Annotated in this window: 17 protein-coding genes; 5 read left to right on the plus strand and 12 right to left on the minus strand. The window is 70.3% G+C overall.

The features are described 5' to 3' along the window. Window positions 1–84: 84 nt before the first annotated feature. Window positions 85–807, minus strand: a complete 723-nt coding sequence (locus RAMLITH_RS02005; RefSeq protein ID WP_168105655.1) for an autoinducer binding domain-containing protein — start codon at window positions 805–807, stop codon at window positions 85–87. A gap of 86 nt (window positions 808–893) precedes the next feature. Between RAMLITH_RS02005 and RAMLITH_RS02010 the strand changes: the two genes are divergently transcribed. From RAMLITH_RS02010 to RAMLITH_RS02020, 3 genes are all read left to right on the plus strand, one after another. Continuing rightward, entirely contained in the window at window positions 894–1,289 is a 396-nt protein-coding gene (locus tag RAMLITH_RS02010; RefSeq protein WP_168105656.1) for a DUF4902 domain-containing protein, read from the plus strand. 107 nt (window positions 1,290–1,396) lie between these two features. Next, window positions 1,397–1,996 (plus strand): acyl-homoserine-lactone synthase, encoded by a 600-nt coding sequence (locus tag RAMLITH_RS02015; protein WP_168105657.1) that lies wholly within the window; start codon window positions 1,397–1,399, stop codon window positions 1,994–1,996. Between the two features lie 4 nt (window positions 1,997–2,000). After that, window positions 2,001–3,173 carry a response regulator gene (locus RAMLITH_RS02020; RefSeq protein ID WP_168105658.1) on the plus strand — a complete coding sequence of 391 codons (1,173 nt, stop codon included), beginning with the start codon at window positions 2,001–2,003 and terminating at the stop codon, window positions 3,171–3,173. Window positions 3,174–3,410: 237 nt separating this feature from the next. Here the strand turns inward: RAMLITH_RS02020 and RAMLITH_RS02025 are convergent, their stop codons facing one another. Genes RAMLITH_RS02025 through mltG form a run of 6 tightly spaced genes read right to left on the minus strand, consistent with a single transcriptional unit; the run spans window position 3,411 to window position 7,900 of the window. Then, window positions 3,411–4,070, minus strand: coding sequence for an ankyrin repeat domain-containing protein (locus RAMLITH_RS02025; protein WP_168105659.1), 660 nt, complete (start codon window positions 4,068–4,070; stop codon window positions 3,411–3,413). Further along, complete coding sequence (locus RAMLITH_RS02030; RefSeq protein ID WP_168105660.1) at window positions 4,067–4,873, minus strand: TatD family hydrolase; 807 nt, start codon at window positions 4,871–4,873, stop codon at window positions 4,067–4,069. The genes RAMLITH_RS02025 and RAMLITH_RS02030 overlap by 4 nt, the downstream gene beginning before the upstream one ends. Window positions 4,874–4,918: 45 nt before the next feature. Beyond that, window positions 4,919–5,278 carry a PilZ domain-containing protein gene (locus RAMLITH_RS02035; protein ID WP_168105661.1) on the minus strand — a complete coding sequence of 120 codons (360 nt, stop codon included), beginning with the start codon at window positions 5,276–5,278 and terminating at the stop codon, window positions 4,919–4,921. Continuing rightward, a complete protein-coding gene (locus RAMLITH_RS02040) occupies window positions 5,275–6,282 on the minus strand; it encodes a DNA polymerase III subunit delta' (protein ID WP_168105662.1) in 1,008 nt (335 codons plus the stop codon). Before RAMLITH_RS02040 ends, RAMLITH_RS02035 begins: the two co-directional genes overlap by 4 nt. Next, window positions 6,279–6,938, minus strand: a complete 660-nt coding sequence (gene tmk / locus RAMLITH_RS02045) for a dTMP kinase (RefSeq protein WP_168105663.1) — start codon at window positions 6,936–6,938, stop codon at window positions 6,279–6,281. The genes RAMLITH_RS02040 and tmk overlap by 4 nt, the downstream gene beginning before the upstream one ends. Then, a complete protein-coding gene (gene mltG / locus RAMLITH_RS02050; protein ID WP_168106412.1) occupies window positions 6,935–7,900 on the minus strand; it encodes an endolytic transglycosylase MltG in 966 nt (321 codons plus the stop codon). Before mltG ends, tmk begins: the two co-directional genes overlap by 4 nt. A gap of 118 nt (window positions 7,901–8,018) precedes the next feature. Between mltG and ygfZ the strand changes: the two genes are divergently transcribed. Then, entirely contained in the window at window positions 8,019–8,933 is a 915-nt protein-coding gene (ygfZ, locus tag RAMLITH_RS02055) for a CAF17-like 4Fe-4S cluster assembly/insertion protein YgfZ (RefSeq protein ID WP_168105664.1), read from the plus strand. Here the strand turns inward: ygfZ and RAMLITH_RS02060 are convergent. From RAMLITH_RS02060 to RAMLITH_RS02070, 3 genes are read right to left on the minus strand one after another with little or no spacing between them, the layout of a single operon-like run. After that, window positions 8,909–11,173: an O-antigen ligase family protein gene (locus RAMLITH_RS02060; RefSeq protein ID WP_168105665.1), complete on the minus strand. Its 2,265-nt coding sequence runs from the start codon at window positions 11,171–11,173 to the stop codon at window positions 8,909–8,911. The two genes, ygfZ and RAMLITH_RS02060, sit on opposite strands and share 25 nt — an antisense overlap. After that, window positions 11,173–12,039 carry a YbgC/FadM family acyl-CoA thioesterase gene (locus RAMLITH_RS02065; protein WP_168105666.1) on the minus strand — a complete coding sequence of 289 codons (867 nt, stop codon included), beginning with the start codon at window positions 12,037–12,039 and terminating at the stop codon, window positions 11,173–11,175. The genes RAMLITH_RS02060 and RAMLITH_RS02065 overlap by 1 nt, the downstream gene beginning before the upstream one ends. Beyond that, the gene (locus RAMLITH_RS02070; protein WP_238343976.1) at window positions 12,036–12,992 is read right to left on the minus strand and encodes an alpha/beta hydrolase; all 957 of its coding nucleotides are present in this window, start codon (window positions 12,990–12,992) and stop codon (window positions 12,036–12,038) included. The genes RAMLITH_RS02065 and RAMLITH_RS02070 overlap by 4 nt, the downstream gene beginning before the upstream one ends. A gap of 102 nt (window positions 12,993–13,094) precedes the next feature. Between RAMLITH_RS02070 and RAMLITH_RS02075 the strand changes: the two genes are divergently transcribed. Further along, the gene (locus RAMLITH_RS02075) at window positions 13,095–14,231 is read left to right on the plus strand and encodes an iron-containing alcohol dehydrogenase (RefSeq protein ID WP_168105667.1); all 1,137 of its coding nucleotides are present in this window, start codon (window positions 13,095–13,097) and stop codon (window positions 14,229–14,231) included. On the opposite strand, the gene RAMLITH_RS02080 is transcribed toward RAMLITH_RS02075, so the two are convergent. Next, window positions 14,201–15,322 (minus strand): acyltransferase family protein, encoded by a 1,122-nt coding sequence (locus RAMLITH_RS02080; protein ID WP_168105668.1) that lies wholly within the window; start codon window positions 15,320–15,322, stop codon window positions 14,201–14,203. The genes RAMLITH_RS02075 and RAMLITH_RS02080 overlap by 31 nt on opposite strands. Continuing rightward, window positions 15,319–16,407: a patatin-like phospholipase family protein gene (locus RAMLITH_RS02085; RefSeq protein WP_168105669.1), complete on the minus strand. Its 1,089-nt coding sequence runs from the start codon at window positions 16,405–16,407 to the stop codon at window positions 15,319–15,321. Before RAMLITH_RS02085 ends, RAMLITH_RS02080 begins: the two co-directional genes overlap by 4 nt. Window positions 16,408–16,409 lie beyond the last annotated feature (2 nt).

Consider the following 16,409-nt stretch of genomic DNA (forward strand, 5'->3'; position numbering starts at 1 on the left):
CACGCCTGGTCCCCCGCGGACGCTATGAAGGTTGATAGCTAGCGCGTCATCTGCGACCAGGCGCAGACTGCATCCATGCGCGGTTCAATGAATCAGTCCCAATGCGACGGCGCGGGCCACTCCCTGCAGGCGGGACGCCACCCCGAGCTTGCGCAATGCATTCTTGACGTGGAACTCGATCGTCGGCTTGGACAGGCCGAGGATGTCGCCGATCACCTCGGAGCCCTTGCCGCGGGCCACGTACTGCATGATTTCGCTCTCGCGCGGGGTCAGCTTCGGACGTTCCTCCGCGAGCAGGGCGGGAATGACCAGCTTGGAAGTCGCGACGTGCGCACAGCTCGCCAGCACGTTGCCGCCGGCAAGCAACAGTTCGGTCTCGCGGCGGTCGATGTCGACCCGCCGGTCGCGCGCGAGGCTGATCATGCTCTTGACGCGCGCGCTTTCGTGGACCGGAACGCTGATCCCGGAATTGAGTCCGAACCGGCGCGCTTCCTCCATGACTTCGTAGGAGCGCTCGGAATAGATGTCGGGAGACCACACGATCGGCGTGCTGTGTGTCTGGCAGTGCACGACCGTCGGATCCCTGAAGACGAAATTGCGCTCCGCGTACAACTGCTGGTACTCGTCGGGCCAGCCGCTCATGACATGCTGGATCGGCTCCATCGTGGGCAGCTGGATCTGCACGCCCACCAGGACGCGCTCGAAGCCCAGGCTCACGGCCGCCTTCTGGACGCGGCGGAACAGCTCGTCGCCGTCGGGCGCCTCGACGATTGATGCGATCAGTGTCAGCGAAGCAGCGTCACGCACGTGTCACCACCTGAGCGCCTGCGCTCCGAAAGGGTCCCCGAACCATGAGCCCACCGGCCTGTCCTCACGCAGCGTACCTTCCGCAGATGTATTCACGTGATTATTACTGCCGCGTTCCACAGCGCAAGGTCGCCGAACTGCGGCTGCAACATTCCGCCACCATCGCGGAGGCTTCGGTGCTCAACGAGGTGAGACACCTCCGTCTGCCGGGACGCGTGGCGGGGATCACGGAATGGCAGGGCGTGGAGCAGGGGTATCCCATCTCCCTCGGCTGGGACTGGATGGAACTGCAGGACGGCGACATCCGTCCCGTGATGGTGATTCCGCCGCGCACCAACATCCGGCTGATCGATGCCAAGGGGTATGACGTCCCGGAAGCGTCGGCCGCGCCGTTCCTGTGGGCGCTGATCGCCAGCCTGCCATGGCCGGGGTTCGTGTCGCGCATGATCCTGGATGAAAAGCCACTGCCTCGCCGCGCCTAGCTTCGTCCGTCCGCCGCCCCGGGTGCTCGACCCTATCAAGGTTGATAGCTGGGCAGGCAGTGTCGTGCCGGGTCCAATTCCCGCAAGGACCCGACTTGGACGTTGCCATGAATCATATTGTCGCCACCCACCAGCTCAGGGAAATGTCCGACAGCGCTCGGATCGGGATGTTCAGGCTGCGCTACGACACGTTCTTCACCCGCCTGCGGTGGGACGTGCAGACGCACGACGGGCTCGAGACCGACGATTTCGACGGCATCGACAGCGCCCGCTACATCGTCGCGCAGTCGGCGCAGGAGGAGGTGGATGCCTGCTGGCGGCTGCTGCCGACGCTCGGCCCCAACATGCTGCGCGACGTCTTCCCGGAACTGCTGCACGGCCTGCCGGCGCCCGCCGCCGGCGACGTCTGGGAGCTGAGCCGTTTCGCGATCGACTCCGGCCGGGTGAGCGGGGCGGACAACGCGGGCAACCACCAGATCGGCTTCGGCCAGCTGTCGGTCGCGCTCATGACGGAAGCGGCGCGGTTCGCGCAAGAGAACGGCATTGCCAGGTACGTCACCGTCACCACCGCGGCCATCGAGCGGATGATGAAAGGGCTTGGACTGCACATCCACCGTCTGGGCGCGCCGGTGCGCATCGGCTCCGTCCTCACCGTGGCGTGTTTCATCGAAGTCGACGAGATCACCCTGAAAGCCATCGGAATGTAGCCGGATGACTGCCCGCGCCGCTGCCGCCATCGCGCGGCCGACCTTCCAGTCGCTCATGCGGTGGGCCGGAGAACAGTTGCACGCCTCCCGCGTGCCGGACGTCGGCGCCGACGCATCGCGCGCGAAACCCTCGCGGCATCGGGATGACGGTACGTTGCCGCCGGTCCGCGACGGGTCGGGACCGCAGCGCCTGTCGCTGTACCACCGGCCGGGCTCGGTCGCCCTGCTGGACGACGCCCCCGACTATCTGGAGATGCTGGTCGCGTCCCTGCCGCGGCACTGGAACCTCGAGCCGTTCCTCAGCCCCCAGTCCTTCGTGAACTACCTGCAGCAGGAGCCGCCGCGCTGGGAGGCGGATTTCTGGAACCAGCAGAAGATCGTCGAGGCGTGGCACCGCGGGAGCCCGCTGGTGCCGCAGATCCTCGAGTACTGGGCCACCACGCCGGAGCGTTTTTCGCTGACCAAGGTTTGCGTCGTCGACCAGTTGATGCCCGGAATGACCGGCCTGCAGGCGCTCGACGAACTGGTGGACTGGCCCGGGCACCGGATCCTGCTGACAGGCGCCTTCGACGAAGGCCTGGCCACGCAGGCCTTCAATCGCGGCCTCATCGACCAGTTCATCGCCAAGCAGACGGACAGGCTCGCCGGCCACCTGGCCGCCACGATCCAGATGCTCATGGCTCGCCCCAATGCGCGCTTCCACCAGATCTGGGCCGCGACGCTGACGCCGCGCCAGTCGGCGATCCTGCGCGATCCGCGGGTCGCGGACGACCTCGCGCGGTTCGCGGCCAGCACCTTCGTGGAGTGGTTCGTCATCGGCGATCCATTCGGCATTCTCGGCATCAGCGAGACCGGGGTGCCGACCTGGCTGCAGCTCGAGCCGACCTCCGGGCTGGCCGAACTCGCCGAGTGGGCCGCCGACCGGGGGGTTGGCGCCGAAGACGTCCGGCACATCCAGGCCGGGCGCTGCGTGTACGACCGCGACCTGGGCCTGGCAATGGCGGACGCGAAGCCGCTTTCGGTCACGCCGGCCTTTGCCATCGGCGACGCAGGCACGCTCTGGGCCGCGATTCACCGGATCGACGCGGCAATCGCCGCGCCGGCCGCGCTCAGTTATCGCGAGTGGCTGGCCGGCAAGGTGCGCCGGCGCTCCAGCCGCAAGAGCATCTGGGCTTGACGGCCCAGGGCGGGGCGGGTGCGCCAAGTGTCTGATTGGCTGGAGCGTTCAACCTCTGGTTGGCTCGTGATAATTGCTAGTTGACATAATATACATCGTATCAAGTAGAACTACGGATTCTGGACCCCGGGCGTGAGCCCCAGCCGTCAAAGCTGCTGCACGCCGAACTGATGCGAGAACGCCGCCGGCGCCCGGCGGTGCCGTCTTGCCACATGAGATTTCGGCTTCAAGCCGTTGTCACCATTTGCCTTTTGGCTGCGCGCGCCGCACGGTTTCGGCGATCAGCTCGGCGGCGTCGGCGCGGTTGACGCGGTGGGCAAAGTCGATGGCGCTCAGCCCCAGCTGGTTCTTCAGGCGCGGGTCCGCGCCGGCCGCCAGCAGGAGCTTGACCGCATCGATCGACCCATACTGTGCCGCCATCATGAGCGGTGTCGTTCCGTTGGGCGATTCCGCGTCGATATACGCATGGTGCTCCAGGAGCAACTCCATGACCGCCAAGTGGCCGCCGGTCGCGGCGTAATGCAGCGGGGTCCAGCCGGTCTTGTTGACGTCCGCGCCGCGCCCGATCAGCTGGCGGGCCAGTTCAAGGTGTCCCTTGAGCGCCGCCATCATGAGCGGACTCTCGTCGTCGCGGGTCCGGATCTCGACATTCGTTTTCGGCCACTCGATCAACGCGGCGGCCACCTTGGGCGACGGCTCGCGCATCGCCAGGTACAGGCCGCTCAGCCCCTTGGGATCGAGTGTGTCCGGATCGAAACCGCGCGCCAGCAGCGTGCGCACGGCGTTCGCGTCGTCGCGCTTGACGGCCACGAAGAAATCGTCATACGACCCGGCAAAACTGACGGAAAACGCCAACGTGACAATGAGATAAACGATTTTCTTGATGTGATCTGTCATGTTGCTCGCAGCCCGAACAGGCGTTCGAAATTGGCGCTGGTATGGCGGGCAATGGCCGCGACGTCCATGCCGCGCAGCTGCGCCAGTTGCTGCGCTACGAACGGCACGTAGGCGGGCGTGTTGATCTTGCCGCGGTACGGCACCGGCGCGAGGTAGGGGCTGTCGGTTTCGATCAGCAAGCGGTCCAGCGGCACGAAGGCGGCGACGTCGCGCAGTTCCTGCGCGCTCTTGAAGGTCAGGATGCCGGAAAACGAGATCGAATACCCGAGGTCGAGGGCCGCCCGCGCCACCTCGGCGGTTTCAGTAAAGCAGTGGAACACGCCGCCGGCACAACCGGGGCCGCCGTCCTCGCCCTCCTCCTTCAGGATCGCAATGGTGTCCGCCGAAGAAGCCCTCGTGTGGATGACCAGCGGCTTGCGTACCTGGCGCGCCGCGCGGATGTGGGTGCGGAAGCGCTCGCGCTGCCACTCCAGGTCCGCCACCGAGCGGCCGCCCTTGCGCTCGTCCATCTGGTAGTAGTCGAGGCCGGTCTCGCCGATCGCCACCACCTTCGGCAGCGAAGACAGGCCGACCAGGTCCTGCACGCTCGGCTCGGTGAGTCCCTCGGTGTCCGGGTGGACGCCGACCGTCGCCCAGAAGTTGTCGTACGCCAGCGCCAGGGCGTGGACCGACTCGAACTCCTCGATCGTGGTGCAGATGCACAGGGCGCGGTCGACCTGGGCCTGCGCCATGGCCTGCCGGATCTCGGGCAGCCGCGGCAGCAGTTCAGGGAAGGTGAGGTGGCAATGCGAATCGACGAACATGGGACGCGACGGCGCGCCGCCCGTGCACGAGGCCGGACAGGCGGATCAGATGGTTTGGGTGGGCCGCTCGGAAGCGAGGAGCGTGCCCAGGATCTGCTCGATCTTGATCTTGAGCACGCGCGACTTCTCGTCGGCCGGGAAACGTACGCCGACGCCTTGCGTGCGGTTGGCGGCGGCCCGCGCCGGCGTCACCCACGCCACCTTGCCGGCGACCGGATAGCGCTGGGGGTCCTCGGGCAGCGACAGCAGCACGTACACGTCGTCGCCCAGCTTGTACTCCTTGGTCGTCGGGATGAACACGCCGCCGTCCGCGAACATGGGAATGTACGCGGCATACAGCGCCGCCTTCTCCTTGATGGCGAGCTGGATGACGCTGGGACGCGGGCTGTGGTGTGCAGTGCTCATGGCGAAGGCTCAGGCCTCGAGTGTAGGGCCCGGCGGGCCCGGCTCACAAGCGCTTCCAGCATCAGCCCCGCGTTGAACGGGTGCTCGGCGGTCCGTGCCGTGCGCAGCAGCTCGCGCGACCAGTCGCCCAGCGCGGCCAGCGCAGCCTCCGGCGGCAGGTCCGCCGGCTCGAAGAAGCGCGGCGGCGCGCCGGCGGCCCGCGCCATCAGGTCGTGGCAGAGCTTCTGCAGCGCGTCGACGGCCCGCGCCGGTGCCCAGTCCGCCAGCACGCCGGCCTCGCCTGCGGCCAGGGCCTTGGGCAGTTGCGACCAGGAACGCCGGTCCAGCCCGGCCTGGGCGAGCAGCAGCGCCTCCTGCGGCCGGCCGCCCGCGGCGCGCAGGAGCACGGGCACGTCGGCAGCATCCAGGCCTTGTCCAGCCAGCCAGCGGCCGGCTTCGTCCGGGGTTGGCCAGGCCATCGCGTGCCCGAGGCAGCGGCTGCGGATGGTCGGGAGCAGCTGGTGCGCCGCCTCCGTGGCCAGCGCGAAGCGCACGTCGCCGGGCGGCTCCTCCAGCGTCTTGAGCAAGGCATTGGCCGACGCGACGTTCATCCGCTGCGCCGGGTAGACGAGGACCACCTTGCCGCGCCCTCGCCCGCTGGTGCGCTGGGCGAATTCGACCGAGTCCCGCACCGATTCGATCCTGATGTCCTTGCTGGGCTTGCGCTTCTTGTCGTCGATGTCGGCCTGGGCCTTCTCGTCGAGGGGCCAGCCCAGCTCCAGCATCACCGTTTCCGGCATCAGCACGAACAGGTCGGTATGGGCATGCACTTCGATCGCGTGGCAGCTCTGGCACTGGCCGCAGGCGCCGTCCGCCCCAGGGGCGTCGCACAGCCAGGCGCGCGCGAGCGCGAGCGCCAGCTCGTACTGGCCGAGCCCGGAAGGGCCATGCAGCAGCCAGGCGTGGCCCCGCTGGGCCAGCAGCCGGCGCACCTGGCCGGCGATCCAGGGTGCGACGCCGCTCACTGCAGCCACCCTCGCCCGCGCAGCGCCTGCAGCAGGTCGTGCCAGACCGCCTCGCGGGCCTGGTCGGCGCGGATCCGGGCAAAGCGGCCGCGATCCGCCTCCAGGCGCGCCGCATATCCCGCGGCCACCCGACGGAAGAATTCGACCGGCTGCGCCTCGAACTTGTCGGGCACGCGCGCGCCCGCCAGCCGCTGCGCCGCGATCTCGGGAGCGAGGTCGAACCACAACGTCAGGTCGGGCTGCCGCAGGCCACCGGGGAGCGCCGGGACCGCCTGCGCCCACCGCTCGAGTTGCGCCAGGACCTCCAGGTCGAAACCGCGGCCATGGCCCTGGTAGGCGAACGTCGCGTCAGTGAAGCGGTCGCACAGCACGACCTCGCCCCGCGCCAGCGCCGGCTCGATCACCTGCAGCAGGTGGTCGCGGCGGGCCGCGAACATCAGGAGGGCTTCGGTGAGCGCGTCCATCGGCTCGTGCAGGGCCAGGGCGCGCAAGCGCTCCGCGAGCGGCGTGCCGCCGGGCTCGCGGGTGAGGGTCACGACGCGGCCGGCGCGCCGGAATTCCTCCGCCAGCGCCTCGATGTGGCTCGACTTGCCGGCGCCGTCGATGCCTTCGAACGTGATGAACAGGCCCCGTGTCACTGCGCGTGTTTCCTTCATTGCCCGCGCTGGTACTTGTTCACCGCGCGGTTGTGCTCGTCCAGGCTGCTGCTGAACTGGCTGGTGCCGTCGCCGCGCGCGACGAAGTAGAGCGCCTTGCTCGGCGGCGGCTGCACGGCCGCGAGCAGCGAATCCTTGCCCGGCATCGCGATCGGCGTCGGCGGCAGGCCGGTGCGGGTATAGGTGTTCCACGGCGTGTCGGCCTGCAGGTCCTTCTTTCGCAGGTTGCCATCGAACGACGCACCCATGCCGTAGATCACCGTGGGATCGGTCTGCAGCGGCATCCCGGTGCGCAGCCGGTTGTTGAAGACCGCCGAGATCAGCGGCCGGTCGGCCGGCTTGCCGGTCTCCTTCTCGACGATGCTGGCCAGGATCAGCGCCTCGTCGGGCGTCTTCACCGCCGCCTGCGGCGAGCGCTGCTCCCAGGCCTGGGCGAGCCGCCGGTCCATGGCGCGCATCGCGCGGCGCAGCACCGCGACGTCGGTCGATCCCCTGGCATAGGTGTAGGTGTCGGGAAAGAACCGGCCTTCCGGATGGACGCCGGGCCGCCCGAGCAAGGCCATCACGGCGGCGTCGGACAGGTCCCTGGTCTCCGGCTTGACTTCGGCCTTCTGCAGCGCCGCGCGGAACTGGCGGAAGGTCCAGCCTTCCACGAGCGTCAGCGCACGCAGCGTCTCCTCGCCGCGGGCCAGCTTGTCCAGCAGGCTGCGCGGGGTGACGCCGCGTTCGAGCTCGTAGCTGCCCGCCTTGATGTCGCGCCCCTGCCCCGACAAGCGGAACCATGCGAACAGCAGTTGCGGGTCGACGTCGACGCCGGCGTCCGCCACCGACTGCGCCACAGCGCGCGGCAACGTGCCCGGTTCGATCGAGAGTTCCACCGTGGGCGCCGGCAGCCGCAGCGGCTGATGCAGCCACCACAGGGCCCAGCCGCCGGCGCCGAGCGCCAGCAGGGCGGCCAGCATGAAGACCAACGTCACCAATCGCCGCACTGCCGCCCTTCGTCCGTCGTGTGAATCCGGGGGACATGATAATTCACCTCCTGGAAGCGGACGGCGCGGCCGCCGCCCACCCGGAGAACCCATGACCCACGTGCTGAATGGTGTATCGCCCCTGCCCCACCTGGGCGTCCTGCGAGTCGACGGCGAGGATGCCGCGCGTTTCCTGCAGGGCCAGCTGACGCAGGACTTCGCGCTGCTGCGCCCTGACGAGGCGCGGCTGGCCGCCTACTGCACGCCGAAGGGCCGGATGCAGGCCAGCTTCATCGGCTTCAAGCTGGCCGAGGACGCCGTCGTGCTCGTCATGAGCCGCGACATCCTGGAAGCCACCCGCAAGCGCCTGTCGATGTTCGTGCTGCGGGCCAAGGCGAAGTTGACGGATGCGACCGCCCAATTCGCGCTCTGCGGCCTGGCCGGCGAATCCGCCCTGGCCGCGGCCCCGGCGGGGACGCCCTGGAGCCGCGTCGCCTGCGGCGCGGCCACCGTGGTTCGGCTCTACCCGGCGGACGGCCAGCCGCGCTGCCTGTGGGTGGCACCGGCCGGCGAGGCGCCGCCGCCCGGCCCCGCGCTGGACCCGGCCGTGTGGCAGTGGGGCGAGGTGCGCAGCGGCGTCGCCACGGTCACGGCGCCACTGGTCGAGGCGTTGGTGCCGCAGATGCTCAATTACGAATCGGTCGGCGGCGTGAACTTCAAGAAGGGCTGCTACCCTGGGCAGGAGGTAGTGGCCCGCAGCCAGTTTCGCGGCACGCTCAAGCGCCGCGGCTACCTGGCGCACGCGGCGGAAACCCTGCAGGCCGGCCAGGAAGTGTTCCACGAATCCGACCCGCAGCAGCCGTGCGGCCTGGTGGCCCAGGCGGCGCCCGCGCCCGGCGGTGGCTGGGACGCGATCGTCTCGCTGCAGATCACGGCCACCGAGGGGGGCCGGCTCGGCGTGGGCAGCGCCGCCGGCATTCCGTTGACCGTGACGGCCGCGCCTTATCCCTTGCTCGCCGACGTCTGAGGAGCCCGGCCGGCGATGCCCAGCTTCCCGGCATAAGCGGCCGGAATGCGCGCGGCCAGCGCGTCGCGTTCGGCGCCCGTCGTCAGTGCGAGCGCCTGCCGGTAGGCGGACAGCGCCTGTTCCTCGTCGCGCAGGCCCTGGTCGTACATGGTGGCCAGCTGGAGGTAGCCTTCGGCCCGTGTCGCCGGCCAGCCGACCATCCGCAGCCGCATCGCCTCGCGCGCCAGGTCCCAGTCGCCGGCCCGCCACGCCAGCACGAACGTCGCGTTCGCCATGTCGTAGTCGTACAGCCGGTCGCGGATCGCCGTCCGGCCGAGTTCCAGCGCGCGCTCCGTCTGGCCGCCGCGCGCGAGCAGGATCACCTCCAGCGACCGGACGGCGGGCGCCCGCGGCTGGATTGCCTTTGCCCGCTCGAGGTAGGCCATGGCACGCGGGCCGTCGCCCATGTTGGAGTGCCCGCGCGCCACGTTGGTGAGGATGGCCACGACGTTCGGCCGTGACGTGAGCACGCTCTCCCAGATCCAGGTCGCGTTCTTCCAGTCGCCCCAGCGCGCCAGTTCGTCGGCGACCATCGGTGTGATCTTGCGGTAGTGCGGGTTGATCGCGATGCCTTCCCGGAGCAGCTGCAGCATCTCGCCTTTCGCCGGGTTCCAGCGCGGGTCGCCCGGATTGCCCGACGCCGAGATCGACAGCGCGAGTCGCGTCGCCCGCACGATCTTGTGTTCCGCCTCCGCAGCCTGCCACGTGATGTAGGCGGTCAGCCCCAGCGCGGCCACCACCGCCGCGGCGGCGGCCCGGGACCATCCGCCGCGCCATGGCAGGCGGCTCGTCGCCCAGCCGCCGGCGAGCCCGAGCCGTGCATCGGACGCCGCCAAGGCGGCCAGGCAGATCGCGAACAGCGCGCCTGTCGTCGCCATTCGCCAGGGGAATCCCACGTTGCTCACGATCAGGAGCGCCAGCAGGCTGCACAGAAGGATGGCCCGCCAGGGGGCTTCCGCCTGGGTCTCGGCGCCGGCCGCCTTCAGCGTGCGCCAGGCGCTGGCCAGGAGCCAGGCGGCCAGCGCGAGCAGGACGAGCCAGCCGGCGAGGCCGTATTCGGCCAGCAGTTGCAGGTACTCGTTGTGCGCGTAGTAGTCGGTTTCGAGCTGGGCGCCCTCCTCCTGGTACAGGGGGATCTGGTTCTCCCAGGCCCCGGCGCCGACACCGGCCAGCGGATTGGCCGCGATCACCCGCAGCGTGGCCCGCCACATCACCTGGCGCAGGCCCAGCGACGGATCGGAGGGCGAGATCGACGCCGTGCGCTTGAAGCCGCGCTCCAGGGCCGTCGAACCGCGCTGCTCCTCGACGATCTTCGGATTGCCGGTGGGGATCACGCCCATCGCAAGCACGCCGCCAACCAGGGTGGCGACCACCAGCGCCTGCATGCCGCGGCTCCAGCCGGCGAATGCGAACTGCCGCCGGTAGCGCCACGCCAGCCAGGGCAGCAGCACCAGCAGTTGCAGCCACAGCGCGGCCAGCGCCGCCCGGGTACCGGTCATGAGGATCGCCACGATCACCAGTGCGCTGCTCGCCGCGACCACCACCGCGCCGGCGCTGGAACGGGCGCGGGCCAGCAGCACGGCGGCGAACGGCAGCGTGCACGCCGCGAACTCCGCGAAGAAGTTGCGGTTGACGAAGGTCGATGCAGGGTGCGGTCCCTGCGGAAACAGGCGCAGGTCGACCCAGAACTGCAGCGCGGCCCACAGCGAGGCCACGACGGCCCCGGCGTGGATGCCCGCAGCCAGGAGGGGCAGGCTGCCGCGCGACAGCGTGTTCAGGCCGAGCCACAGCAGCACGCCGAACACGAACCAGCGGATTGCCTCGACGGCGGCCAGGTAGGTGTGCGACCAGGCCATGCTGCCCAGCGCGTGGGCAAGCAGGAGCAGCGGCAACCACAGGACCGCATGCCAGCGCAGCGCGGGGCGCTCCGGTGCGATGCGGGAGAAGAACAGCAGGGCGGCGCCCAGCGTGGCGGCGGCCACGATGATCGACTTGAGCGTGTCCTGCAGCATCTCCTCGCGCGGGACGCCAAGCGCGGGTGCGAGGAACATCATCAGCGCCAGCACCGGGACGATCGTGCGGCTGCCCGCCTCCGGGGGCAGCGCCGGCGCTGCGCCGGCGCCGGCCATCCGGCTGTCGGCCGCCACCACCGCGTCGCGCGGCTGGGCCGCGGCCGGTGCGCTCTTCCTGCGGCGGCCCATCAGGCAGGCACCAGCGCGCGCGCCATCTCGATGTGGGGAATGCCGGCCTCCTGGAATTCCCTGCCGCGCGGTTCGAACCCCAGTCCCAGGTAGAACGCGGCGGCGCTGCGCTGCGCGTGCAGCACGGCTTCGCGATCGCCGCGGGCGGCTGCGGCCGCCAGCAATGCTTCGAGCACCTGCCGTCCGACGCCGGAGCCGCGCAATGCCCGGTCGACCGCCATGCGGCCGATGCGCGCCACGCCGGGCGACTGCTGCAACAGGCGGCCCGTGGCCACCGCCTGGCCCAGCCGGTTGAAGGCCACCGCATGGATCGCCGTGTGGTCCGCTTCGTCCCACTCCAGTTCGGCCGGGATGCGCTGCTCCTGCACGAACACCTCGGTGCGGATGCGCTGCGCGTCGGCGCCCAGTTCGGCCCAGGTGCCGGTGCGCAATCGCACCACGGGCTCGCCCGATTCATAGCCGGAAAGCAGGTCGCGCAAGGCCGGCGGCACCGGCCTGGAGGTCTGCGTCGCCGGATCGGCGAACACGTAGACCAGCTCGCACGTGATCAGCAGTTCGTCGCCGCGGAAGATCGCGCCGGTGAACAGGATCGAGGAGTTGCCGATGCGGCCGCAGCGCAGCGCCACGTCCAGCCGGTCGTCCATGCGGGCCGACGCATGGAACTCCACCGTCGCCTTCTTGACGTACAGGTCGCCGCCCAGCAGCTGCATCGCCCCCTCGTACGGCATGGCGAGCGCGCGCCAGTAATCGGCGACGGCGGTGTCGAAGTACATCAGGTAGTGCGCGTTGAACACGATCTTCTGCATGTCCACTTCGGCCCAGCGCACCCGCAGGCGGTGAAAGAAACGGAAGTCCTGGCGGTTCATGGGTCGGGGGTCTCGAGGGCTCGTGCAATGGCGCGGGCGGCGTCGGCGTGCGCTTGCCGCGCCTCGCGCACCGCCCGTCCCATCTTGATGAATTCGTGGGTGACGCCGCGGTAGATCTCCAGGTCCACCGTGACGCCGGACGCCCGGAGTTTATCCGCGTAGGCGAGCCCGTCGTCCACGACCGGGTCGTACTCCGCCAGGCCGATCCACGCCGGCGCGACGCCTTCGAGCTCGTCGGCCAGCAGCGGCGCGAAACGCCAGTCGGTGCGCTGCTTAAGGGGGATGTACTGGTCGAAGAACCAGTCGATGTGGTCCTGGTCCAGCACCAGGCCGCGGCCATGGCGTTCGTGCGACGGCGCCTCGCGCGCGGGCGCCGTGCCGGGATAGAACAGTACCTGCAGCGCGAGCGGCAGGCCGGCGTCGCGGGCCATGATCGCGCACACGGCCGCCAGGGTGCCGCCGGCGCTGTCGCCGCCGACCGCCAGCCGGCGCCCGTCAAGCCCCACCTCGCCCGCATGCCGCGCCAGCCACCAGGTCGCGTCCCAGGCGTCGTGCACGGCCGCCGGAAACGGGTGCTCGGGCGCGAGCCGGTAATCGACGGAGACGACCGCGCAGCCGCTCAGCCGGCTGAGCTCGCGGCAGACCACGTCGTGCGTTGCGATGCTGCCGACCGTGTAGCCGCCGCCATGGAAGTACAGCAGCACCGGCAAGGGGGCGCCGGCAGGCGCATACAGGCGAGCCGGCAGCGCGCCGCCATCGCGTGCGGGAATGGTGAAGTCCTCGACGCGAGCGAGGCGCGCCTTCGGCAGTTCCAGCACGTTCGCGCCGCGCTCGTAGGCCGCCCTCGCCTCCCCCGCGGTCAGCGAATGGATGGGCGGGTAGGTGGCGCGGGCCATGCCTTGCAGCACGGAGCGCATGGCCGGCGTCAGGTGGACGTGCTGCGGCAGGAACATGGCGCGTGTCCGCTGTGGGACAGCGGGCAGGACAAATGCGGATTCATCGGGCACGGCGGGGCCGCTACAGTCGGGAGCTTCGATGCTACCGCGGGGAATGCCATGGCCTTCATGAACTACGTCACCCAGATCCAGCTCGACTTCGGCGCCGTGAAGCTGCTGCCGCAGGAATGCGAGCGGGTCGGGATCAAGCGGCCGCTGATCGTCACCGACAGCGGCGTGCGTGCGGCCGGCGTGCTGCAGAAGGCGCTGGACGCGATGCCCGGCCTGAAGGTGGCCGTGTTCGACCAGGTTCCGTCCAACCCGACGGAAGCCGCCGTGCGCGCGGCCGTCGAGGTCTACCGGGCCAACGAGTGCGACGGCCTGATCGCCGTCGGCGGCGGCTCGCCGATCGACTGCGCCAAAGGGGTCGCCATCGCCGCCACGCACGAGGGCCCGCTCACCCGTTACGCCACCATCGAGGGCGGTTCAACCCGCATCACCGAAAAGGTGGCGCCCGTGATCGCGGTGCCCACGACCAGCGGCACCGGCAGCGAGGTGGCGCGCGGCGCGATCATCATCGTCGACGACCACCGCAAGCTCGGCTTCCACAGCTGGCACCTGGTGCCCAGGGCCGCGATCTGCGACCCGGAACTGACGCTGGGGCTGCCGCCGCGGCTCACCGCGGCCACCGGCATGGACGCGATCGCGCACTGCATGGAGACCTTCATGTCGGCGGCCGTGAATCCGCCGGCCGACGGCATCGCGCTGGACGGGCTGGAACGCGGCTGGGCCAGTATCGAGCGCGCGACGAAGAATGGACAGGACCGCGAGGCGCGGTTCAACCTGATGAGCGCGTCGATCGAAGGCTCGCTCGCCTTCCAGAAGGGCCTCGGCTGCGTGCATTCCCTCAGCCACAGCCTGGGCGGGGTCGATCCGCGCCAGCACCACGGCACCTTGAACGCCGTGTTCCTGCCGGCCGTGATCCGGTTCAACGCCTCGGCCGAGTCGATGCGCAAGGAGCGGCGCCTGGAGCGCATGGCCCACGCCATGGGACTGAAGTCGGCCAACGACGTGGCGGACGCCGTGAAGGACATGAATGCCCGGCTGGGCCTGCCCTCGGGCCTGGCCGAGATGGGCGTGCAGCGCGAGTGGTTCGCCCGCGTCATCGCGGGCGCCATGGCGGACCACTGCCACAAGACCAACCCGCGGCTGGCCACCGAGCAGGACTACGAGGAAATGCTCGCCGCGTCGATGTGAACTGCGGGCGCGGGCGCCTGTCGCCGCGCCAGCCGACGCGCGCCCCAGCGCCGCACCGGCTGCTCGAACCAGCGCTCGCTCGCGGCGGCTGCGGCGCAGCTGGCCGCGAGCACGCCGACCAGCACCGCCGCGTGAGTGGCCCGGCCCGCCGCGGCGAGCTCTCCGCCCGACAGCGCCGGCCACACCAGCCAGGCGAAGCCGAAGAAGAACAGCGGATGCAGCAGGTAGCAGCCGTAGGTGATGTCGCCCAGCCAGCGGGCCGCCGCCGCGACAGCGCCGGCGAGCCTCACGTGGCCGCTGGCGTAGACCGTGGCAAAGCACGCCGCGAACAGCACGGCGCCGCGCAGGCCGAGCAGTTCGTCGCCGGCCGAGTGCGGATTCAGGGCCACCAGCAGCCCCGTCGCGCCGAGCCAGCTGGCCGCGCCGGCCCATGCCGGCCAGCGCAGGTCGCGCGCCCGACGCGCCGCGCCGATGACGCAGCCGCCGAAGAAGTACGCGCCGAACGCCGGCACCTGGTGATAGGCCACCGTGTTCGCCGCGTAACCGGCGCCCGAACCGGCGGTGCGGTAGATCCAGGCCCACTGCAATGCCGTCAGTGCGGCCAGCGCCGCCATCCACCAGGGCCACCGAGCAAGCACCAGCAAGGCCAGCGGAACGGCGAGGTAGAACACGAACTCGATGCCCAGCGACCAGCCGCCGATGGCCAGCGCCGAGACGGCGGGGTCGAACAGGCCGAACGCGAACGAGAGGTTGAGGGCCAGCCGCTGCGCCGCATCGGGCAGCAGCCGTCCGTCGCGGAAGGCCAGCAGCGCGAGGAAAGCGACGCAGGCGACGAGATACAGCGGCGCGAGCCGCAGCCAGCGGGTCGCCAGGAAGCGCCAGATGGACTGCGGCCCGTCCAGCCGGCCGAGGTAGTTGTAGGCGAGGCTGGCGCCCGAGAGCACGAAGAACAGGTACACGCCGTAGCTGCCGAGCGTATGCAGTGCCGCGATGTCCTGCCAGTACAGCAGGTGGTACATGGCGACGCCGAGCGCGCACAGGCCGCGGAGCACGTCCCATCCGAGCACCCGTTCGGTGACGGCCGGCGTCACAGCGGCTCCACCCGCGCCGGGTCCGGTCGTTCCAGCCATTCGGCGAACTCGTCGGCCAGCTGCCGGCTGGCGGTCGCGGCGGCGGTCCAGGCCTCGATGCGCGCCTGCAGGTCGGTGCCGTAGCGCGCGAAGTCCGTGCGGTCCGGCAACTTGCCGTTCGGCAATCGGCGCACCCAGTCGCCGTCCGGCGCCAGGACCACCGTGTTGTCCAGGAACCGGGTCGCTCCGTGCCGCCAGCGCAGGCCCTTGTCCAGCCACCCCGGGACGATCGCCTTCTGGAAGTGCGGATACAGCACGATGCCCTGCCCGCCCGGGGCGTGGTAGTCCAGGTGCAGGTGGTAGTCGGTGATGCCGCCATCCCAGTACGCGCCACGCGGCGCCCCCTCGATGTCGTGGACGGCGCGCAGCACGAACGGGATCGAGCAGCTTGCCTGCAGCGCGGCGCCGAAGTTGCGCGGAGTCAGCGGCACTTGCCGCGTGCGGTAGTCGGAAATCGCGAACGGCAGCGGCGCGGCGCCGTCGCCTTCCGGGCACGAGAACACCACCCGTTCCAGCCAGGCGCCCAGCGCCTTGCGATGCACGACGTTCGACAGGAACGCGCCGGCGTACCCCAGCGGTGTCGCCAGGCGATGCTCGCGTCCCAGCACGTGCAGCCCGCGCGAGGTGACGATGTGCAGCCGGAAGCGCGGATGCGTCAGCACCTCGACCACGCGCTCGGCGTAGAACGCCCGCAGGCTGGCGCCGAAACGCTCGCTGACGTGGTCGGCGGTCGGTGTCCTGCGGCCGGGAGGCAGTTCGTAGTCCTGCGCGATGTAGTCGCGCTCCAGCCGCTGCAGCGACCCGACCGGATCCGCGAGGCACGCCGCCGCCATGCGCCACGCGCCGATCGAAGCGCCGACCAGGTGAACGCGCTGGCCGGCCCGGGGCAGCCACTCGCCGAAGACGAACCGGTCCAGTGGTCCCAGGATCAGGCCCTTGGGACCGCCGGCGGCGCCCGGAATGACGGTGATGTCCTGCGGCTGCAGGCCGTTGGCGGCGATGTGGCGGCGAGCGCCCGGCCCGGCGTAGATGCGCAGGGCTGTCATGC

It is taken from the genome of Ramlibacter lithotrophicus (genome assembly GCF_012184415.1).
GTDB classification, from domain to species: domain Bacteria; phylum Pseudomonadota; class Gammaproteobacteria; order Burkholderiales; family Burkholderiaceae_C; genus Ramlibacter; species Ramlibacter lithotrophicus.

Coding starts and splice junctions, on each gene's coding strand:
- RAMLITH_RS02085 (WP_168105669.1), bottom strand. CDS start 16,407: ATGACAGCCCTGCGCATCTACGCCGGGCCGGGCGCTCGCCGCCACATC.
- RAMLITH_RS02030 (WP_168105660.1), bottom strand. CDS start 4,873: ATGTTCGTCGATTCGCATTGCCACCTCACCTTCCCTGAACTGCTGCCG.
- RAMLITH_RS02035 (WP_168105661.1), bottom strand. CDS start 5,278: ATGAGCACTGCACACCACAGCCCGCGTCCCAGCGTCATCCAGCTCGCC.
- RAMLITH_RS02020 (WP_168105658.1), top strand. CDS start 2,001: ATGACTGCCCGCGCCGCTGCCGCCATCGCGCGGCCGACCTTCCAGTCG.
- RAMLITH_RS02070 (WP_238343976.1), bottom strand. CDS start 12,992: ATGTTCCTGCCGCAGCACGTCCACCTGACGCCGGCCATGCGCTCCGTG.
- ygfZ (WP_168105664.1), top strand. CDS start 8,019: ATGACCCACGTGCTGAATGGTGTATCGCCCCTGCCCCACCTGGGCGTC.
- RAMLITH_RS02025 (WP_168105659.1), bottom strand. CDS start 4,070: ATGACAGATCACATCAAGAAAATCGTTTATCTCATTGTCACGTTGGCG.
- mltG (WP_168106412.1), bottom strand. CDS start 7,900: ATGCTGGCCGCCCTGCTGGCGCTCGGCGCCGGCGGCTGGGCCCTGTGG.
- RAMLITH_RS02075 (WP_168105667.1), top strand. CDS start 13,095: ATGGCCTTCATGAACTACGTCACCCAGATCCAGCTCGACTTCGGCGCC.
- RAMLITH_RS02060 (WP_168105665.1), bottom strand. CDS start 11,173: ATGGGCCGCCGCAGGAAGAGCGCACCGGCCGCGGCCCAGCCGCGCGAC.
- tmk (WP_168105663.1), bottom strand. CDS start 6,938: ATGAAGGAAACACGCGCAGTGACACGGGGCCTGTTCATCACGTTCGAA.
- RAMLITH_RS02010 (WP_168105656.1), top strand. CDS start 894: ATGTATTCACGTGATTATTACTGCCGCGTTCCACAGCGCAAGGTCGCC.
- RAMLITH_RS02065 (WP_168105666.1), bottom strand. CDS start 12,039: ATGAACCGCCAGGACTTCCGTTTCTTTCACCGCCTGCGGGTGCGCTGG.
- RAMLITH_RS02015 (WP_168105657.1), top strand. CDS start 1,397: ATGAATCATATTGTCGCCACCCACCAGCTCAGGGAAATGTCCGACAGC.